This is a genomic window from Rhodococcus sp. LMD (assembly GCF_056108245.1).
In genome coordinates this window covers 1,973,811-1,992,003 of the sequence record NZ_CM148557.1, presented here as the reverse complement: position 1 = coordinate 1,992,003, position 18,193 = coordinate 1,973,811, and the positions used below count along the sequence as shown (strand labels likewise).

Below are 18,193 nucleotides of genomic sequence, written 5' to 3'. Positions count from 1 at the left end.
GGCTCCACGGTGGTCGGCCCCGGCGTGCTTCAACTGTCTACCTCCTGTCGGGTGCGCCGGCGCGCACCATGCTCCTGACCTGACGCGCCGCCACGGACAGCGTCGCGAGGTCCAGGTTTCCAGACAGGAAGATCTCCTCGAGCGCCGACCTCGCGCGGCCGAGCCGCGAGCCGTTGGTCAGCTCCCAGTCCTCGATCATCTCGCGGGTGCTCTCGCCGGGTTCGGCCGTGGCGAGCACGTCGAGGGTGAGCGTGCGCAGCGACCCGTACAGCTCGTCGCGCAGGGCGAGCCGCGCCAGCGAGTGCCAGCGGTCGCCGCGTTCGAGGGACGTCACCGCCGAGAGCAGCCAGTCGATCCCCATGTGCGCGTCCATCGCGTAGTACAGCTCGGCGACCTCGGCCTCGTCCCGTTCGGCGATGTCGGCGATGTCGATCACGTCCAGCAGCGGGAACTGGTCGAGGAGGCGGAACACGTCCCACGTCAACTCCTCGGGGGCGCCGCGCGCGAGCAGCGGCTCGGCGCGCTCCTTCAGGTCCTGCACGTGGTGACCCTGCATCCACTCCCCCACGCGGGGGGCGAGCCGCGCGAACATCGCCCGGTACCGGCTGATCTCGGCGCCGACGGCCAGAGGTTGCGGCCGGTTCGACAGCAGCCACCGCGACGCCCGGTCGAGGACGCGGTGCGATTCGAGCAGCAGGTCGTCGGCGACGGCCGTGGTCGTGTCGGCGGAGCGGATGCGGGCCCACACGCCGGGCAGGTCGAAGATCTCGGTGACGGCGGCGTAGGCGCGGATGGCGTCGGTGCTCGATGCGCCGGCCTCCTCGGAGAGCCGGTAGACGTAGCTGATCCCGCCGTTGTCGACGGTCTCGTTGGCGAGGATGGTCGCGACGATCTGCCGGCGCAGGGGGTGGGACCGGATGCCGGCGCGGAAGGGTTCGCGCAGTTGCCTCGGGAAATAGCCGGGTAGCCGTCCGGCGAAGGTCTCGCTGTCGGGCAGGTCGGTGTCGAGCAGGTCGTCGGCGAGGGCGAGTTTGACGTGGGCGAGCAGGGTGGACAGCTCCGGCGAGGTGAGTCCCTCACCTTCGAGGCGGCGCCGCTCGATCTCGGCGTCGCCGGGCAGCGCCTCGAGGGACCGGTCGATCCCGCGCTCGGCGACGAGATCGGCGATCAGCCGCTGGTGCACCGCGAGCATCGTGGGGGCGCCGGTGCGGGAGTAGCCGAGCAGGTTGTTCTGGGAAATGTTGTCCTCGAGGACGATTCGCCCGACCTCGTCGGTCATGGATTCGAGCAGCGGATTGCGGTCGGCGGCGGCGAGCGCGCCGGCGGTGACCATCGAGTCGAGCAGGATCTTGATGTTGACCTCGTGGTCGGAGCAGTCGACCCCGGCGGAGTTGTCGATCGCGTCGGTGTTGATCTTGCCGCCGGCCCGGGCGTACTCGATGCGGCCGCGCTGGGTGACGCCGAGGTTGCCGCCCTCCCCCACCACCCGGGCGCGGAGGGTGCCGCCGTTGACGCGGACCGCGTCGTTGCTCTTGTCGCCCACGTCGGCGTCGGTTTCGGGAGCGGCCTTGACGTACGTGCCGATGCCACCGTTCCACAGCAGGTCCACCGGGGCGCGCAGGATCGCGCGGATCAGTTCGGGGGGCGAGAGCTCGGTGACGTCGTTGTCGAGTCCGAGCACGCTCCGCACCTCGGCGCTGAGGGGGACGGACTTGAGGGAGCGCTCCCATACCCCGCCGCCGGTGCTTATCAGGTCCGTGTCGTAGTCGGCCCACGACGAACGGGGCAGCTCGTACAGGCGGCGCCGCTCGGCGTACGAAGCGGCGGGCTCCGGATCGGGATCGAGGAAGATGTGCCGATGGTCGAACGCGGCCACCAACCGGATGTGCGTGCTCAGGAGCATTCCGTTGCCGAACACGTCGCCGCTCATGTCGCCGATGCCGGCGACGGTGAAGTCCTCGCTCTGGGTGTCGACGCCCAGTTCACGGAAGTGCCGCTTGACGCTCTCCCAGGCTCCGCGGGCGGTGATGCCCATCGCCTTGTGGTCGTAGCCGGCGGAGCCGCCGGAGGCGAAGGCGTCGCCGAGCCAGAACCCGTACTCGCGGGCGACCTCGTTGGCGAGGTCGGAGAAGGTGGCGGTGCCCTTGTCGGCGGCGACCACGAGGTAGGTGTCGTCGCCGTCGCGGCGGACGACCCGCGGCGGCGGCACGGCCACGCCCCGGGCGCGGTCGAGGTTGTCGGTGACGTCGAGCAGACCGGCGATGAACCGCCGGTAGCAGGCCTCGCCCTGCGCGCGCACGGCCTGCCGGTCGGCGGCCGCATCGCCGGTCGGCGAGACCGGACGCTTGACCACGAAGCCTCCCTTGGCGCCGACGGGGACGATGACGGCGTTCTTCACGGCCTGCGCTTTCGCGAGACCGAGGATCTCGGTGCGGAAGTCCTCCCGCCGGTCCGACCAGCGCAGGCCACCGCGGGCGACCGCCCCGAAACGCATGTGCACACCCTCGACGTCGGGGGCGTAGACGAACACCTCGAACTTCGGTCGCGGCTGGGGCAACTCGTCGATGCGGGTCGGGTCGAGTTTGAACGACAGGGCCCGGGCGGGTGCGGCGTCGGCGCGTGCGGGCGGGACGGCCCCGTCGTCGCCCGACACGAAGTAGTTGGTACGCAACGTCGCCCGGATCAGGCCGAAGAGGCCGCGCAGGATCCGGTCGGCGTCGAGACCGACGACGGCGTCGATCCGGCCGGCCAGTTCGGCGGTGGTGTCCTGCTCGCGGTCGGCGGACGCCTCGGCCGGGTCGAACATCGCCTCGAACAGCTCCGCGAGCAGCGCGGTGGTGGCCGGGTCGGCGAGCAGGACTCCTTCGATGTGGTACTGGCTGTAGGGGAAGCCGGCCTGCCGCAGGTACTTGGCGTAGGCGCGCAGCATCATGGCCTGCCGCCAGCCCATTCCGGCCCGCAGGACCAGTTCGTTGAACCGGTCCGGTTCCGACAGTCCGTGCCACACGGCGGCGAACGCCGCGGTGAAGCGGGTGGTCACCTTCGGGTCGGGTTCGAGGTCGACGGGCAGGACCAGTCCGAAATCGTAGATCCAGCAGCTCATCCGGTCGGCGCGGATGATCTGGTACGGCCGCTCGTCGAGTACCTCGACGCCGAGGCTCTGCAGCACCGGCAGCACCTGGCTGAGGGTGATGCCCTCACTGCCGATGTAGAGCGTGAAACGCCAACGCCGTGGGTCGGCGCCGGGCCGCCGGTACAGCAGCAGGTCGATGCTGCCGTCCCGCAGCGCCTCGAGACGGGCGATGTCGGCCAGCGCCCGGTCTGCGTCGAAGTCCTCCTTGTAGCCGTCGGGCAGCACCTCCGCGTACCGCTGCACGAGCACGGGATCGACGGTGTGGTCGGTGGCGGCCAGGTCGGCGAGGTGATCGTCCCAGCTGCGGCTGGCCTCGGCGAGCAGGGCCTGGATGCGCAGCCGATTGTCCTCGGAGGTGTCGATCCGCGGCAGGGCCTGGCCCGGCGGCGTCCGGATGGTCACGTGCAGCAACGCCAGATCGCCCTCGGTGACCCGGGCGGTGTAGTGGATGGCACCTCCGCCGTACTCGCGCAGCAGGATCTGCTGCATCGCGACCCGCACGCGGGTGTTGTAGCGGTCACGGGGCAGGTAGATCAGGCACGAGACGAAGCGGCCGTAGGGATCGACCCGCACGAACAGCCGCAGTTGCCGGCGCATCGCGACGACCGCGGTGACGGTCTCGTGGAGGGTCTCGGTGTCGGCGGAGAACAGTTCCACCCGGGGCAGCGCCTGCAGCACCTCGAGCATGGCCTGTCCGGTGAACGACGACAGTTCCACGCCGGCGCGGGCCACCACCTCTCGTACCCGCCGGGCCAGCACCGGAATGTCGAGCACGTTCTCGTGCAGCGCGGTCACGGCGAGCACACCGAGGAACCGGTGCTCGCCGACGACCCGGCCGTCGGAGTCGAGAACGGCGACTCCCACGAAGTACGGGTACACCGAGCGGTGCACCGTGGCAGGCAGGGACGCCTGGGTGAGCACCAGCAGCGGGCGGTCGGCGGCCTCGACCGTTGCCGACATGTCGATCACGTCGTCGGCGGCCAGGTCGGAGCGCAGCACCCCGAGTCCGCTGCCCGGCACGGCGCGGGCATGGCGCGTTCCCGAGGCGTCGGCGACGACGTCGTAGCGCCGATAGCCGAGGACGGTGTAGTTGCCCCGCGCGAACCAGCGCAGCAGCGCCGCCGTCTCCCGCAGATCCTCCGCGGCGCGCCGCGGCGGCGGGTTCTCGGCGAGCGCGTCGAGTTCGGTGGCGAGATCGCGTTCCCGGACGAGCATTTCGGCGGTGTCCGCGCCGACCTGCCGGACGTCGGCGAGCACGCCCCCGATCTCGGTGCCGACCGCGTCGAGGGCGGCCTCGGCGGTGGCCGGATGCAACTGGACGTGTATCCACGACTCGGTGACGAAGCCGGACGGGGGCGTCGTGTCGGCCACCATCTCGCGCAGGCCGCCGTCCTCGTCGCGCCGGACGGACACGACGGGATGGACAAGTTCGCGGATGGCGACGCCGAGCCGGGTCAGCAGCGCGATGACGGATTCGACGAGCAGGGGCATGTCGTCGGTGACGATCTGCAGGGCGGCACCGATGTCCCATCGGTCGCCGGGCCGGTAGACGCGGGTCAGGACCTCGGCCTCGTGCCGCTGCCGGCCGAGGTCCAGGTGAGCGGCCAGGGCGCGCTCGGGGGCGTCGACGGTGTCCGCGTAGCGCCGGTAGCTGTCCTCGAGAGCGGATGCCGCGAGCTGCCGGTTCGGCGAAACCCCGTGGGGTGGGGCGGACTCGGCCATGGTGCTCACTCCCTCATTCGCGGCCGGAAACCGGCAGCGCCGCGGACAGGCTCTGGTGCGAGCCTATCCGCGGCGCCGGGTGTGAGGGGGGAATCCCGCGCCGGGCGGTCAGGCGACCGGGGCGGCGACGTACTCCTCGAGAACCGCCCGCTCCTCGGCGGACAGCGGCCGGGCGGTCTCCGTGCGCGGGTCGAACCCGACGAGCACCGCGTCCCCGGAGCCGCACGGGTGGCCCTGCACATCGGTGATCACGTGCCGCAGGGTGTACGAGCTGTTGCCCACATGCAGTACCGAGATGGCGACGGTGATCGGACCGGAGTCGTCCTTGAGCGGACGCAGGAACTCCACGTCCATCTTCCGCACCACCACGGCGCCGCGCGCGAACGGGCCGCTCTGCAGGAACTTGATCCGGGCTTCCTGCATGTACTCCACGAACTTCGTGTTGTTGACGTGCCCGAGGCGGTCGGAGTCGGCCCAGCGCACCTCCAGCGTGCAGGTGAAGGTCTTCCGCTCAGTCACGGGTGAGCTTCCGGTGGGTGACGCGGTGCGGACGCGCCGCCTCCGCTCCGAGCCGCTCGACCTTGTTGGCCTCGTACGACTCGAAGTTGCCCTCGAACCAGAACCACTTGCCCTCCTCGACGTTGCCCTCCCACGCGAGGATGTGGGTGCAGGTGCGGTCGAGGAACCAGCGGTCGTGGGAGATCACGACGGCACAGCCGGGGAACTTCTGCAGCGCGTTCTCGAGCGAGCTGAGGGTTTCGACGTCGAGGTCGTTGGTCGGCTCGTCGAGCAGGATCAGATTGCCGCCCTCCTTGAGGGTCAGCGCCAGGTTGAGGCGGTTGCGCTCGCCACCGGAGAGCACCTCGGCCTTCTTCTGCTGATCCGGTCCCTTGAAGCCGAAGGCGCTGACGTACGCCCGTGAGGGCATCTCGTTCTGGCCGACCTCGATGTAGTCGAGCCCGTCGGACACGACCTCCCAGACCGTCTTGTTCGGGTCGATGTTCGCGCGGGACTGGTCGACGTAGCTCAGCTTGACGGTGTCGCCGACCCTCACGGTGCCGGAGTCCGGCTTCTCGAGGCCGACGATGGTCTTGAACAGGGTGGTCTTGCCGACGCCGTTGGGGCCGATCACGCCGACGATGCCGTTGCGCGGCAGCGTGAAGGACAGGTCCTTGATCAGCACGCGGCCTTCGAACCCCTTGTCGAGGTGGTCGACCTCGACCACGACGTCGCCCAGGCGCGGCGGCGTCGGGATCTGGATCTCCTCGAAGTCCAGCTTGCGGAACTTCTCGGCCTCGGCGGCCATCTCCTCGTAGCGGGCGAGACGGGCCTTGTTCTTGGTCTGGCGGGCCTTGGCCCCGGACCGGACCCACTCGAGCTCCTCGCGCAGGCGCTTCTGCAGCTTCTGGTCCTTCTTGCCCTGCACCTCGAGGCGCTCGGCCTTCTTCTCCAGGTAGGTGGAGTAGTTGCCCTCGTACGGGTGCAGCTTGCCGCGGTCGACCTCACAGATCCACTGCGCGACGTGGTCGAGGAAGTACCGGTCGTGGGTGACGGCGAGGACGGCACCGGGGTAGCTCGCGAGGAACTGCTCGAGCCACAGCACCGACTCGGCGTCGAGGTGGTTGGTGGGCTCGTCGAGCAGCAGCAGGTCGGGCTTGCTCAGCAGCAGCTTGCACAGGGCGACGCGGCGGCGCTCACCGCCCGACAGGTGGGTGACCGGCTCGTCCGGCGGCGGGCAGCGCAGGGCGTCCATCGCCTGCTCGAGCTGCGAGTCGATGTCCCAGGCGTTGGCGTGGTCGAGTTCCTCCTGGAGCTTGCCCATCTCCTCCATGAGCTCGTCGGAGTAGTCGGTCGCCATCAGCTCGGCGATCTCGTTGAACCGGTCGAGCTTGACCTTGATCTCGCCGAGACCCTCCTCCACGTTGCCGCGGACGGTCTTGTCCTCGTTGAGCGGCGGTTCCTGCAGGAGGATGCCGACGGAGGCTTCGGGATCGAGGAAGGCCTCCCCGTTGCTGGGCTGGTCCAGCCCGGCCATGATCTTGAGGATGGACGACTTGCCCGCGCCGTTCGGTCCGACCACACCGATCTTGGCACCCGGGTAGAAGCTCATGGTGACGTCGTCGAGAATGACCTTGTCACCGTGCGCCTTGCGCACCTTCTTCATCGTGTAAATGAACTCCGCCATAGGTCCAGCGTATCGGGCCGACCCGCGGACACCACATCCCGGACGACCGGCCCGGTCGGTAAGACCCGGAAGCGGCCCGGCTACGAGGCGAACAGCCGCGCCACGAACGGGGTGGTGTCGGGCAGGGAACGGGTCATGGTCGTGTTGTGGCCGGCGACGTACACCCGATAGTCGATGTCGGCACCCGCCGCCAGCAGGTCGGCTGCGAGCCCGGCCGACAACGGCGCGGGGACCATCGTGTCGTGGATGCCCTGGGCGAGGAACATGGGGCGGTCGTACCCGCTGGTCGGGACGCCGAGGTAGTCGGTGAACACGGCGGGAAAGGGGCCTTCGGACAGGGGCCGCGCCGCGAGGTCGCCGACCCGGACGTCGCCGGCGAGCGCGTCGAGCTCGTTGTAGCAGAGTCGTTCGGCCGCATCGACGAACTCCCGCCCGGTGGGGGTCAGGTAGCTGTTCACGTCCAGGTCGGGATGGGCGGCGCGGAGTCCGGCGAAGATGTAGGAGCTGAACGCGACCAGACCTTCGAAACCCGGATCGGGGAATCCGGGCCCGCCGAAGGGGAACAGCCGCTCGAGGTTGGACGGCGCCCCGGTGGTGACCGTGCCGCGGAAGTCGAGTTCCGGCGCCCGCAACGAGGCCCGGTGTGCGGTGTGCAGCGCGGCGTGCCCGCCCTGCGACTGGCCGACGACGACCCACCGCGGCGACAGCGACGGCTCGGCGGCACGGCCCGCGCGCACGATGTCGACGACGCTGTTGGCGGCGCTCTGGCCGTCGAGGTAGGTGTGGACGCCGTCGGTGCCCAGTCCCGGGTAGTCGGCCGCCACGACGGCGTACCCCTGGGCTAGCCAGTGTTCGAGGTACGCGCGCTCGACGTCGGCGCGCGGATTCCGCGACGGTGCGCAGTCGTCGCCGATGCCGACGGTGCCGTGGGCGTAGGAGATCACCGGCCGGCCGCCCTCCGGGGCCGGGCCCGGAGGCACGAACAGCACTCCGGTGCCGACGGCCGGCGCACCGGAGCGCCACTCGGTGCGGTACGTGAGCCGCTGGGCGACCGCGGCGCCGGACACCGACAGTTCGGGTGGCAACGGTTCGACCGAGACGATCGCGCCGGGGTCGGCGGCTGCGGGTTCGGCCCCGGCGACGGGCGGAGTGAGCCCGCCCGCCAGCACCGCACCGACCGCACACAGCGCCCATCGCCACCGCCTGGTCCGGCCCATGAAAGTCCTCCGCTCGTCCGACGCGCGTGCCGGTCGTCGGCAGGCACCACCTCGCACGTCGGTCCCCGACCGTCCGGCGTTACCGGACGAATCGGGCGGTGACGAACCTCGTGGTGTCGGGGAGGGCCTCGAAGAGGGTGGCGAAGTGGTCGGCCGGATAGGTGCGGTAGTCGACGTCGGCGCCGCCGGCCCACAGGTCGGCGACGAGCTTGAACGACAACGGGGCCGGCACCATCCGGTCCTCCAGGCCCTGGCCCAGGAACAGGGGCCGGTCGTAACCGCGGGCCGGGACGCCGAGGTAGTCCGCGAGCGTGGCGCGCATCCGGTCGTCACCGAGCGGCCGGGACAACAGCTGCCCGACGGCCACACCGGCGGCGCGGTCCTCGAGCTCGCTGTAGCAGAGGCGCTCGGCGGCATCGACGAGTTCGCGTCCGACGGGCGTGAGGTAGCTGTTCACATCGACGTCGGGACGGGCCGTCCGCAGACCGGCCATGATGTACGCGCTGAACGAGACGAGCCCGTCGAGGTCGAGGTCGGGGAAGCCGGGCACACCGAACGGGAACAGCAGCTCGAGGTTGGACGGCGCACCGGTGGCGACCGCGCCGCGGAAGTCGAGCTCCGGCGCGCGCGCCGTGGCCCGGTGCGCGGTGTGCAGCGCCGCGTGCCCGCCCTGCGACTGACCGACGACGACCCAGCGGGGCGACAGGGACGGCTCCACTGCGCGCGCCGCCCGCACGATGTCGATCACGCTGTTCGCGGCCGTGGGCCCGTCGAGATATGTGTGCAGGCCGTCGGTGCCGAGTCCGGGGTAGTCGGCGGCCACCACGGCGTAGCCCTGCGACAGCCAGTGCGCGAGATACCGCTGTTCCCGGTCGACGCGTGGGTTGCGCGACGGGGCACAGTCGTCGCCGAGACCGACGGTGCCGTGGGCCCACGACACCACCGGACGGCCACCCTCGGGTGTCGGGCCCGGCGGCAGGAACAGCACCCCGGTGTCGACGGCGGCGGCACCGGAGCGCCACTGGGTGCGGTAGGTGAGCCGCTCCGCGACCGCAGCGCCCGGCACGGACAGCTCGGGTGGCAGCGGCTCCACGGACATCACCGCCCCGGGCACCGGTTCGGCGACCGCGACGGGCGGGCACAGTCCGGCCGGGAACAACACGGCCGACGACGCGCAGACCGTCCACACCGCCCGGCGTACCCCCGTCTCACGACGGACTCGGCTCGTCCACGGATCCCCTCGGGTCTCCCCGCGACGACGACGCGCGGTCGGGGACGGCGTGCCGGCCGCTGCGACGGTGCGATCCGGCACCCGGCGCGACCGGCTCGGGTCAGCCCACACGCTCGATCCGGGTCTTCAGGTGGGCCGGCATCTGCTGCATGCTGCTCTCGGTCCATTTCGGGAGATGATCGCCGAGGGGGACGTCGGCGACGAGGACGGCGACATGCGAGGTTCCTGCCAGCGTCACCTCGGTGCCGCCGTCCGCGGGCGCGAACGTGAGCGTCCACAGGAACTCGATGCCCGCCCGGGGCGTCGACCGGACGACGATGCGTTCGTCGGGGACGACCTCGACGAACTCGACGTGATCCTCGAAATGCAGGCCGAGGAGTCCTCCGAACCACTGGGCGCTCGACCCGACACCGTCCGGGGTCGACCGGACCTCCCGGACCGCCGTGTTCGGATGAGCGGACCGCAACTTCCCGATGTCACGCGCGAACGCGAACACCTTCTCGACGGGGGTGTCGATCGTGATGCCCTGCGCTGCACGCGAACTGGGCGGCACCACCTGCGCCCGGGCACCCTCCACCCGTGCCTTCACGGTGGCGAGCATCCGCTCGATGTCACCCCCGCTCAGCTTGAACATCAACTCCTCGACGGGCACCCCGACGACCGGAACGTCGAGTGTCCATTCGCAGTCCAAGGTCAGGCGCGTCGCGCCGTCCTGCGGCGCGAACGTGAAGGTCCAGACCGGTCCCATGCCGGATCGGGCCACGATGCGCTCGCCGGGGACGACCTCGGTGTACTCCACGCGTCCTTTCAGGTGCAGGCCCAGCAGCTTCTCGAACCACTCGGCACTCGTCCCGACCCCGTCCGGGGTGAGGTCGACGTCCCTCACTGCGCAGTCGGGAAAGCAGACCCACAACTTCCCGACGTCCTTCGCGAACTCGAACACCTCCGCCACGGGCGCCTCGATCGTGGTGGTGCGGCTCATCTTCGCCATCGGTCCGATCCCTTCCGTCCTGACTGTCCCCGAATTACGGCCGCCGGATCACACGTTTCGCACGCTACGCTCCGCCGGCCACCCGGAGCTCGGGATCGGCCGGTTGTGGTCGCGATGTCACCGCTCCGTGGGCCCAGGCTGCTGTGCTGTTCGACGATCTTCGAACAGCACTCCGTACGTTGGTTTCCCGACCTTCCAGCGGAAGGGCCGTATCGTCCGAGCGCATGGCATGGTTGGTGTTCGGAGTTCTGGCGCTGATGGGGCTGGTGGCGGGCGTGGTGGTGCGACAGCGAGACCGGGTGGAACGCGCTTCCGGGTTTCCGTGGTTCTGGGTGGCATTCCCGGCGACCTGCATCGTCATCGCGGCTGCGGTGAGTGTCTTCGCATGGCCTCAGGTGCTGACCGGCTCGGGCAGTTACTGGTGGGATCCGCCCACCGTGAATCAGCCGGGTTTGCAGTTCCTGTCGAACGAGCAGTACCAGCGGTTCATGACATTGCGTCGGTGGAGATGGGTACTACCTGCGATATCACTCGTGGGAATTGCCTTGTGCGTGTGGACCTGGCGGCGACGCCACGTGTGACCCCGCCCTTGTGATGGTCCCGCACAGCAACAGAGGTATCGCTGTGGGCGCGGCGGTACCGGTTACGAGGAGACGCGCCATGATGAGACACACACTCGACTTCGGTAGCCCGTTGCCCCCGGGCTGGACCACACTCGACGACCAGAACCGGTACTGGGATCAGTTCACCGACCGGTTCAGGTTCCGGCCTGGTCTTACCGAGTCGGATTGGCCGGCGATGGCAGAACCGACACCGTCGATCACGTTCGATCTCACCGCGCCTGCCGACATCGCAGGCGCGTGGCAGAGCCGCTTCGATGCGATCAACGCCGAAGCGTTACGTTGTTTCGTCTCCGATTTCCCCGAGGACCCGATGTTCGTGGTGCTGGACTGGCAGCACACCTGCTATCGGCTCGATACGGCCGTGCATGCCGCCACCCCGGACACCGAGTGGCGGGTTCCGGTCTACCCCAACGGCGACTACCACCTCTTTCTGCGCGACGACCTCAGCGAGGGCACGTTCGGACACCCGTGGGAGCAGACCCTGTGCGTGTTCGGCGAACGTCCTGTCGGTTCATTGGGCCGGACCCTCGCGACGTGGCTGCCTGTCATACGGATCGACGGCCGTCGACCCGACGCCCTGTAACACAACAGCACACCACTCGCGCACCGCGGGACGGGGCCACGACATCGGCCCGGACTGTGCGAAGCCCTCGCCACCTGTCGAGAAGGCGACACCCTCATCGTCGCCGGATTCGGCTGACTGGGCCGATCCGCCGGCGACCACAGTCTTCGCGCCGGCCTCGTGCAGGTCGAACATCTTGCGGCCCTGCGCCCGCGTCAGCTGACGCGTCGACCCGCAGCAGCCTCGACAATCACCGGGCCCCGCACGAATAGCGGCTCTACCCGCCGAACAGGGTCGCCGCGAACGGCGTGGTGGCCGGCAGTGCGTCGAACATGGTCTCGGAATGCCCGTTGGGGTAGGTGCGGTAGTCGACGTTCGTGCCTCCGGACCACAGGTCGGCGACGAGCTTGAACGACAGCGGCGCCGGCACGACCTGATCACGCAAGCCCTGGCCGAGGAACAGCGGCCGGTCGTAGCCACGGGTGGGCACTCCCATGTAGTCGGCGAGGGCCGCGCGCATGCGGTCGTCGCCGAGCGGGCGCGCCAGGATCTCCCCCACTCCGATGCCGACGACGCGGTCGCTGAGTTCGGCGTAGCAGAGCCGCTCCGCGTCGTCGACGACGTCCCGCCCGACCGGGGTGAGGTAGCTGTTCACGTCCACGTCGGGCCGCGTGACTCGCAGACCGGCCAGGACGTAGGACAGGAACACGGTGGTGCCGTCGAGGCCCAGATCCGGGAATCCGGGACCGCCGAACGGGAACAGCGTCTCGAGGTTCGACGGCGCGCCGGTGGCGATCATGCCGCGGAAGTCGAGTTCGGGGGCCCGCGACGTCGCCAGGAGCGCGGTGTGCAGGGCCGCGTGGCCGCCCTGCGACTGGCCGATCACGATCCACCGGTTCGACAGCGACGGCTCGGCGGCGCGGGCGGCCCGGACGACGTCGACGACGCTGTTCGCGGCACTCGGCCCGTCGAGGTAGGTGTGGAGCCCGTCGCTGCCCAGGCCGGGATAGTCGGAGGCGACCACGGCGTAGCCCCGGGACAGCCAGTGTCCGAGATATGCCCGGTCGCGGTCGGTGCGCGGGTTGCGCGACGGGGCGCAGTCGTCGCCGACGCCGACGGTGCCGTGGGCCCACGACACGACCGGCCAGCCACCCTCGGGCGCCTGACCCGGAGGCAGGTACAGGACACCCGAGGCGGTCGTCGACGCACCCGATCGCCACTGGGTGCGGAAGGCCAGTCGCTCGGCCGTGGCCGCTCCCGGCACCGACAGCTCACCGGGCAGTGACTCGACCGCGACCACCGTGCCGGGCCCGGGTTGCGCGCCGGCCGTCGCGGGCACGACCAGCCCGGCCGCCACGGCCCCGATGCACGCGAGCGCCCGCAGCCGCCACCCGATTCCCCTCATCGTGTCCTCCCGTCGTCGGTGCAGGCGCTCGAACCTACAGGCGCTCAAACCTAGCAGCGGCGCCCAGCCGGACAGGACGTTTCGGGCACGGTGACGCCGGGCATCTTCCGAGGCATGACGACTTTCCCGGCGAGCTCGACGACCCCACAGGCCACCGCCGCCGATCGGCTCCGCGTCGCAGGCGTCGCCGTGTCGGCGATCGCCGCGGTCGCTCTGTCCTTCCTCGGTTCCGGGGCCGTGGTGGGCACACCGATCTCCGAGGTGGCCGACGGGGCGCTCTCCGCCGATGCGACGGCGGTGGCGCCGGGCGGTCCGGCATTCGCGATCTGGTCGGTGATCTACGCGGGTCTGCTGGCGCTCGCGGTGTGGCAGGCGCTGCCCGCGCACCACGCCGACCCCCGCCAGCGGGCGCTCGGCTGGTGGATCGCCGCGTCGATGCTGCTCAACGCCGCGTGGATCCTCGTCGTGCAGCTCGAACTGCTCGCGCTCAGCGTCGCGGTCATCGTCGCGCTGCTGGCCGTGCTGGTCCGGATCTTCCTCGGCCTGACCCGCACCGCGCCGTCGTCCCGCGTGGAAGCGGTCGTCGTGGACGGCACGATGTTCCTGTACCTGGGCTGGGTCGCGGTGGCCACCGTCGCGAACACGGCGGCGGCGCTGCGCGCCGCGGACGTCGACCCGTTCTCGCTGGGCGCCGACGCCTGGGCGGTGATCGTCCTGGTCGCGGTCGCCGCGGTGTCGGTGCTCCTGGCCATCGCCGGGCACGGGCGGCTCGCCGTCGCCGCGGCCATGGCGTGGGGCCTGGTGTGGATCGCGGTGGCCCGCAGCGGCGACACCGGATTCACCTCAGTCCCGGCCGCCGTCGCGGCGGGCGGCGCGGCGGCCGTGGCGGTGCTGTCCGCGGTGATCGTGCGGCTGCGCACCGAGGCCGCGCGGCGGCGGCGCACCGACACCGCGCGGCGCCGGCGCACCTAGTGGCCCTCGTGGTCCCGCCGCGCCAGCTCGGCGAACATCGCGTTGTGGGCGGCGAGATCGGCGTCGTCGTCGCGCTCGGCGGCGCGGTCCACCCGTCGCGCGGTGCGCTCGTCGCTGCGCGACCACTGCACCAGCAGCGCCAGCATGACCAGCACCAGCGGGATCTCCCCCGCCGACCAGGCGATACTGCCCCCCACCTTCTGATCGGCGAACAGGTCGCTGTTCCAGGCCAGGCCGAGCCCGCGATAGTAGGACTCCGCCATCACCGAGCCCATGCTCATCAACGTCACGCCGAAGAACGCGTGGAACGGCAGGGAGCCGAACACCATCGCCAGCTTCGTCACCGGCGTCACGTCCCGCGGCGACGGGTCCACGCCGATCACGACCCAGTAGAACAGGTAGCCGCTGATCAGGAAGTGCAGGTTCATCAGCACGTGCGCGGCATGGCTGTCGGCGTTGGCCTCGAAGATCCCACCCAGGTACAACGCGTAGAAGCCGCCGACGAACATCACCGACGCGACGACCGGATGGGTGAAGAACCGCGACGGCGGGCTGTGCAGGAACGCGAGGAGCCATTCCCGCGGGCCGGGGTAGCCGTCGCGGCCCGCCGGTTTGAAGGCCCGCAGCGCCAGGGTCATCGCCCCGCCGAGGGCGAGCAGCACGGGCGCCAGCATCGACATCGCCATGTGGGCGCCCATGTGGACGCTGAACATCGCCGGCGAGTACATGCCCACGCCCGACGACGTGGCGACCAGCAGCACGAAGCAGCCGGAGAACCAGGCGATCGACCGGCCGACGGGCCAGCTGTCGCCGCGCCGGCGCAGCGTCCACAGCCCGATCGCGTAGGCGACCGCGAGGACGAGGGCGATCGTGCCGAAGATCAGGTCGAAGCGCCACGCCCCGAAGAAGAGGGTGCCGAGTGTCGGGGGGCCGTCCAGGTTGTAGCCCAGCTCCACCTCGAGCAGCGACGGCACCGTCGCCGGCGGGGGCGGCGGGGTGCGGCCCAGCCCGACGGCCAGGCCGACCGTGGCGGCCAGGATGACGGCCTCGACGGCCGCGAACCGGACGAGCGCGCCCCGATCGTCGGGGTTCGCCTCGAGCGCGGGCAGCGCACGGCGCCGCTGCATCCACCCGAGGACGCCCAGGGCGATCAGTGCCAGCGCCTTGGCCACGATCAGCCGGCCGTAGGTGCTGGTGAGCAGCTCGTCCGCGGGCAGCCGGACCGCGGCGTTGACGACCCCGCTCAGGGCCATCACCGCGAACGCCAGCCCGGCGACGAACGAGAACCGGCGGGCCGCGAGGTCGGTGTGCGCGCCGCGGCGCCACCCGTGGGCGAGCAGGGCGAACAACCCGCCCGCCCACACCGACGCCGCGACCAGGTGCAGCACGAGACTGTTGGTGGCCATATCGTGCGACCCGCCCGACGACGAGTGCCCGGTCAGGGCCAGCGGCATCAGGGTCACCAGGGACAGCAGCAGCAGGTACGGCACCCACGACCAGCGCACCGCGGCGCGGATCAGCACCGCCAGGATCAGGGCGAGCGCAGCCGTCCACGCCCACGCGAGCGCCGTGTCGATCTGCCCGATCGCGCCCCACAGGTTCTCCGGCTTCAGGGCCTCGGTCAGCGGCTGCCCGGAGGTGTCGGACAGGGTCAGCGGCACCAGCACCGCCGAGCACAAAGCCCAGATCAGGGCGGCGGCGCCCGCGGTCCGCACGGCCCGGTAGCCGCCCACGTCCAGCACCCCGCTGCGCTGCGGCGGCACCAGGAACGCGGCGAAGAACAGCGAACCGACCGCGGCGACGGCCGCGACCTCCGCGATCGCGCGCACCGCGGGCAGTCCGTAGGTGGTGAGCGGTCCCGGGTCCGGGATGCCCAGCAGCACCAGCGCCTGCGCGGCGGACAGACCGACCACGATCGGCGCGACGACCGCGGCGACGAGCCCGAGGAGGACGTACAGTGCCGACGTGTTGCGCCGCCCGGCCGGCGGCGAGGAGGTCGGCGCGGCCGACGCGAGCTCGGGTGATGCCATAGCTACCAGGGTAGGACCTCGGCGCGCGCCGCTACGACGCACCGTCGGAGACGTGCGCCACCCACCCGGCGACCGGGTCGAGATCGAACACCACGCGCAGGGCGTCGAGGGTGTCAGCCGCGTGCAGAGCGTCGCAGTGCGGCAGCGCTGCCGCCATGGGCCCCGTCTCGGGACGGTAGCCGGGCCGGCCGGCCCGAGGGTTCAGCCACACCAGCCGGTGGGCGCGGCGACGGATCCGCGCGACGGCCCGGCCGAGCGCCTGCGGATCGTCGCTGTCCCACCCGTCGGAGGCGACGAACACGACGGCGCCGCGCAGCAGGTTGCCGTGGTGGGAGGCGAGCAACGCCTCGAGGCTCCCGGCGATGTGGGTGCCGCCGTAGCGGTCGACGACCGTGTCGTTGGCGCGGGCGACGGCGTGCTCGGCGGAGCGGTGCGCCAGGGTCGCGGTGAGCCGGGTCAGGCTCGTGGAGAACGCGAACACCTCGGCGTCGCCGGCGCGCACCGCGGCCCGCATCAGGTGCAGGTAGGTGTCGGCGTAGCCGTGCATGGACCGGCTCACGTCGCACAGCACCACGATCCGGCGCGGCCGGCGGATCGGCCGCGCCCGGCACAGACGGATCAGCTCGAACCCGGTGTGCCGGGAGGCGGCGAGGGTGGCCCGCACGTCGAGGCGGCCGTGGTGGTGCGGCGTGCGGCGGCGGCCGAGGCGCCGCGGCCAGCGCACCCGGGCCTGCTCGAGCCACTGCCCCAGCAGGCGCAGGTCCTCGGGCCGGAGGTCGCCGAACGGTTGGTCGGCGACGATCTCGACGGGGCTCGGCGCCCATGGCCCGGGCCGGCCCGTCTCGCCGGGTCCGCCGGATCGACGCGGGGCGCCGGTGTGCCACGGCACACCGGACTGCGGCGCCCCCGGCGGCGCGTGCGGCGCCGGCACGGTGGTCTCCCCCGCGCCCGTCGCCCCGTCGGGTCCGGTGCGCCGGGCGTGCGGGTCGACGGCGAGCGCCTGCTGGTCGAAGACCTCGGCGAAGACGGCGTCGAATGCCTCGAGCGCGTCCTGCCGGTCGACGAGGGCGATCCGCGCCGTCCAGTACAGGCGACTGCGGGTGCGCGGCGGGTGCAGGCGCAGTGCCCGCACCAGGGTCGCGGTGGCGGTCGCGGCGACGGGCACGCCGGCGCGGCGCAACCGGTCGGTGAGCGCCACGGTGAACGCGGCGAGGTCGACGCCGCGCAGCAGCAGCGCGCTGCTCACGCGCGGAACTCCTCGTATTCGGCGCGGATGGTGGTCCGGTCGTCGGGGGTCTTGGCGAGCGCGGTCAGTGTCGCCACCGCGCCCGGGTGGACCAGATCCGCCACTCCGAGCGCCACGAGTGCGGACACCCAGTCGATGGTCTCGGCGATGCCCGGCGCCTTGTCCAGGTCCAGCCGGCGCACGGAGGCGACGAAGTCGGCGGCCGATTCGACCAGCGCGAGGTTCGCGGCGGGGACGGTGCGGCGCAGGATCGCCACGGCGCGGTGCCGGTCCGGATAGTCGATCCAGTGGTACAGGCAGCGCCGGCGCAGCGCGTCGTGCAGGTCGCGGCTGCGGTTGGAGGTGAGCACGACGATCGGGGGCCGAGCGGCGGCGAGGGTGCCGAGTTCGGGGATCGTGACCGAGTACTCGCCGAGGAACTCGAGCAGCAGCGCCTCGAATTCGTCGTCGGCCCGGTCGATCTCGTCGATGAGCAGCACCGGGACGGTGGGCCCGCGGTGGCGCACGCAGCGCAGCACCGGCCGTTCGAGCAGGAACTCCTCGGTGTAGAGGTCGGCCTCGCGCAGCGTCTCGCCGCGGGTTTCCGCGAGCCGGATCGCGAGCAGCTGCCGCTGGTAGTTCCAGTCGTAGAGGGCCTCGCTCGCGGCGAGACCCTCGTAGCACTGCAACCGGATCAGCTCGGTGCCCACGGCGGCGGCGAGGGCCTTGGCGGCGGTGGTCTTGCCGACGCCGGGTTCGCCCTCGAGCAGCAGCGGCCGGCCGAGTTCCACCGCGAGATACAGGGCGGTGGCGGTGCCCTCGTCGAGCAGGTAGTCCCGGTCGTCGAACCGGCGGACGACGTCGTCGACGTCGGCGAACACGCTCATCGGCCGGCTC

General features: G+C 71.3%; 13 protein-coding genes. 3 read left to right on the top strand and 10 right to left on the bottom strand.

What is annotated here, in order from left to right; all coding sequences use genetic code 11:
- Positions 1-37: 37 nt before the first annotated feature.
- From ACWPQI_RS09330 to ACWPQI_RS09305, 6 genes are all read right to left on the bottom strand, one after another.
- Positions 38-4,855: an NAD-glutamate dehydrogenase gene (locus ACWPQI_RS09330; RefSeq protein WP_230831780.1), complete on the bottom strand. Its 4,818-nt coding sequence runs from the start codon at positions 4,853-4,855 to the stop codon at positions 38-40.
- A gap of 108 nt (positions 4,856-4,963) precedes the next feature.
- Positions 4,964-5,374: an acyl-CoA thioesterase gene (locus ACWPQI_RS09325; protein ID WP_010596396.1), complete on the bottom strand. Its 411-nt coding sequence runs from the start codon at positions 5,372-5,374 to the stop codon at positions 4,964-4,966.
- Complete coding sequence (gene ettA, locus ACWPQI_RS09320; RefSeq protein WP_017681995.1) at positions 5,367-7,040, bottom strand: energy-dependent translational throttle protein EttA; 1,674 nt, start codon at positions 7,038-7,040, stop codon at positions 5,367-5,369. Before ettA ends, ACWPQI_RS09325 begins: the two co-directional genes overlap by 8 nt.
- A gap of 80 nt (positions 7,041-7,120) precedes the next feature.
- Positions 7,121-8,257, bottom strand: a complete 1,137-nt coding sequence (locus ACWPQI_RS09315; protein WP_119699694.1) for a lipase family protein — start codon at positions 8,255-8,257, stop codon at positions 7,121-7,123.
- 79 nt (positions 8,258-8,336) lie between these two features.
- Positions 8,337-9,446, bottom strand: a complete 1,110-nt coding sequence (locus tag ACWPQI_RS09310) for an alpha/beta hydrolase family protein (protein ID WP_048773877.1) — start codon at positions 9,444-9,446, stop codon at positions 8,337-8,339.
- Positions 9,447-9,588: 142 nt separating this feature from the next.
- Positions 9,589-10,479, bottom strand: coding sequence for an SRPBCC family protein (locus ACWPQI_RS09305; RefSeq protein ID WP_474738773.1), 891 nt, complete (start codon positions 10,477-10,479; stop codon positions 9,589-9,591).
- Positions 10,480-10,703: 224 nt separating this feature from the next.
- Here ACWPQI_RS09305 and ACWPQI_RS09300 point away from each other — a divergent pair, with 224 nt between their 5' ends.
- Complete coding sequence (locus ACWPQI_RS09300; protein ID WP_010596391.1) at positions 10,704-11,060, top strand: ABC transporter permease family protein; 357 nt, start codon at positions 10,704-10,706, stop codon at positions 11,058-11,060.
- Between the two features lie 79 nt (positions 11,061-11,139).
- Complete coding sequence (locus tag ACWPQI_RS09295) at positions 11,140-11,685, top strand: DUF2716 domain-containing protein (RefSeq protein ID WP_010596390.1); 546 nt, start codon at positions 11,140-11,142, stop codon at positions 11,683-11,685.
- A gap of 256 nt (positions 11,686-11,941) precedes the next feature.
- Here the strand turns inward: ACWPQI_RS09295 and ACWPQI_RS09290 are convergent, their stop codons facing one another.
- Positions 11,942-13,069 (bottom strand): alpha/beta hydrolase family protein, encoded by a 1,128-nt coding sequence (locus ACWPQI_RS09290; protein WP_474738772.1) that lies wholly within the window; start codon positions 13,067-13,069, stop codon positions 11,942-11,944.
- Positions 13,070-13,183: 114 nt separating this feature from the next.
- Here ACWPQI_RS09290 and ACWPQI_RS09285 point away from each other — a divergent pair, with 114 nt between their 5' ends.
- Positions 13,184-14,041 carry a tryptophan-rich sensory protein gene (locus ACWPQI_RS09285; protein WP_017681991.1) on the top strand — a complete coding sequence of 286 codons (858 nt, stop codon included), beginning with the start codon at positions 13,184-13,186 and terminating at the stop codon, positions 14,039-14,041.
- Here ACWPQI_RS09285 and ACWPQI_RS09280 read toward each other — a convergent pair.
- Genes ACWPQI_RS09280 through ACWPQI_RS09270 form a run of 3 tightly spaced genes read right to left on the bottom strand, consistent with a single transcriptional unit; the run spans position 14,038 to position 18,183 of the window.
- Positions 14,038-16,071, bottom strand: a complete 2,034-nt coding sequence (locus tag ACWPQI_RS09280; RefSeq protein ID WP_268965963.1) for a bifunctional copper resistance protein CopD/cytochrome c oxidase assembly protein — start codon at positions 16,069-16,071, stop codon at positions 14,038-14,040. The genes ACWPQI_RS09285 and ACWPQI_RS09280 overlap by 4 nt on opposite strands.
- Positions 16,072-16,102: 31 nt before the next feature.
- Positions 16,103-17,317: a vWA domain-containing protein gene (locus tag ACWPQI_RS09275; protein WP_010596386.1), complete on the bottom strand. Its 1,215-nt coding sequence runs from the start codon at positions 17,315-17,317 to the stop codon at positions 16,103-16,105.
- Complete coding sequence (locus tag ACWPQI_RS09270; RefSeq protein WP_010596385.1) at positions 17,314-18,183, bottom strand: AAA family ATPase; 870 nt, start codon at positions 18,181-18,183, stop codon at positions 17,314-17,316. The genes ACWPQI_RS09275 and ACWPQI_RS09270 overlap by 4 nt, the downstream gene beginning before the upstream one ends.
- Between the last annotated feature and the right edge of the window lie 10 nt (positions 18,184-18,193).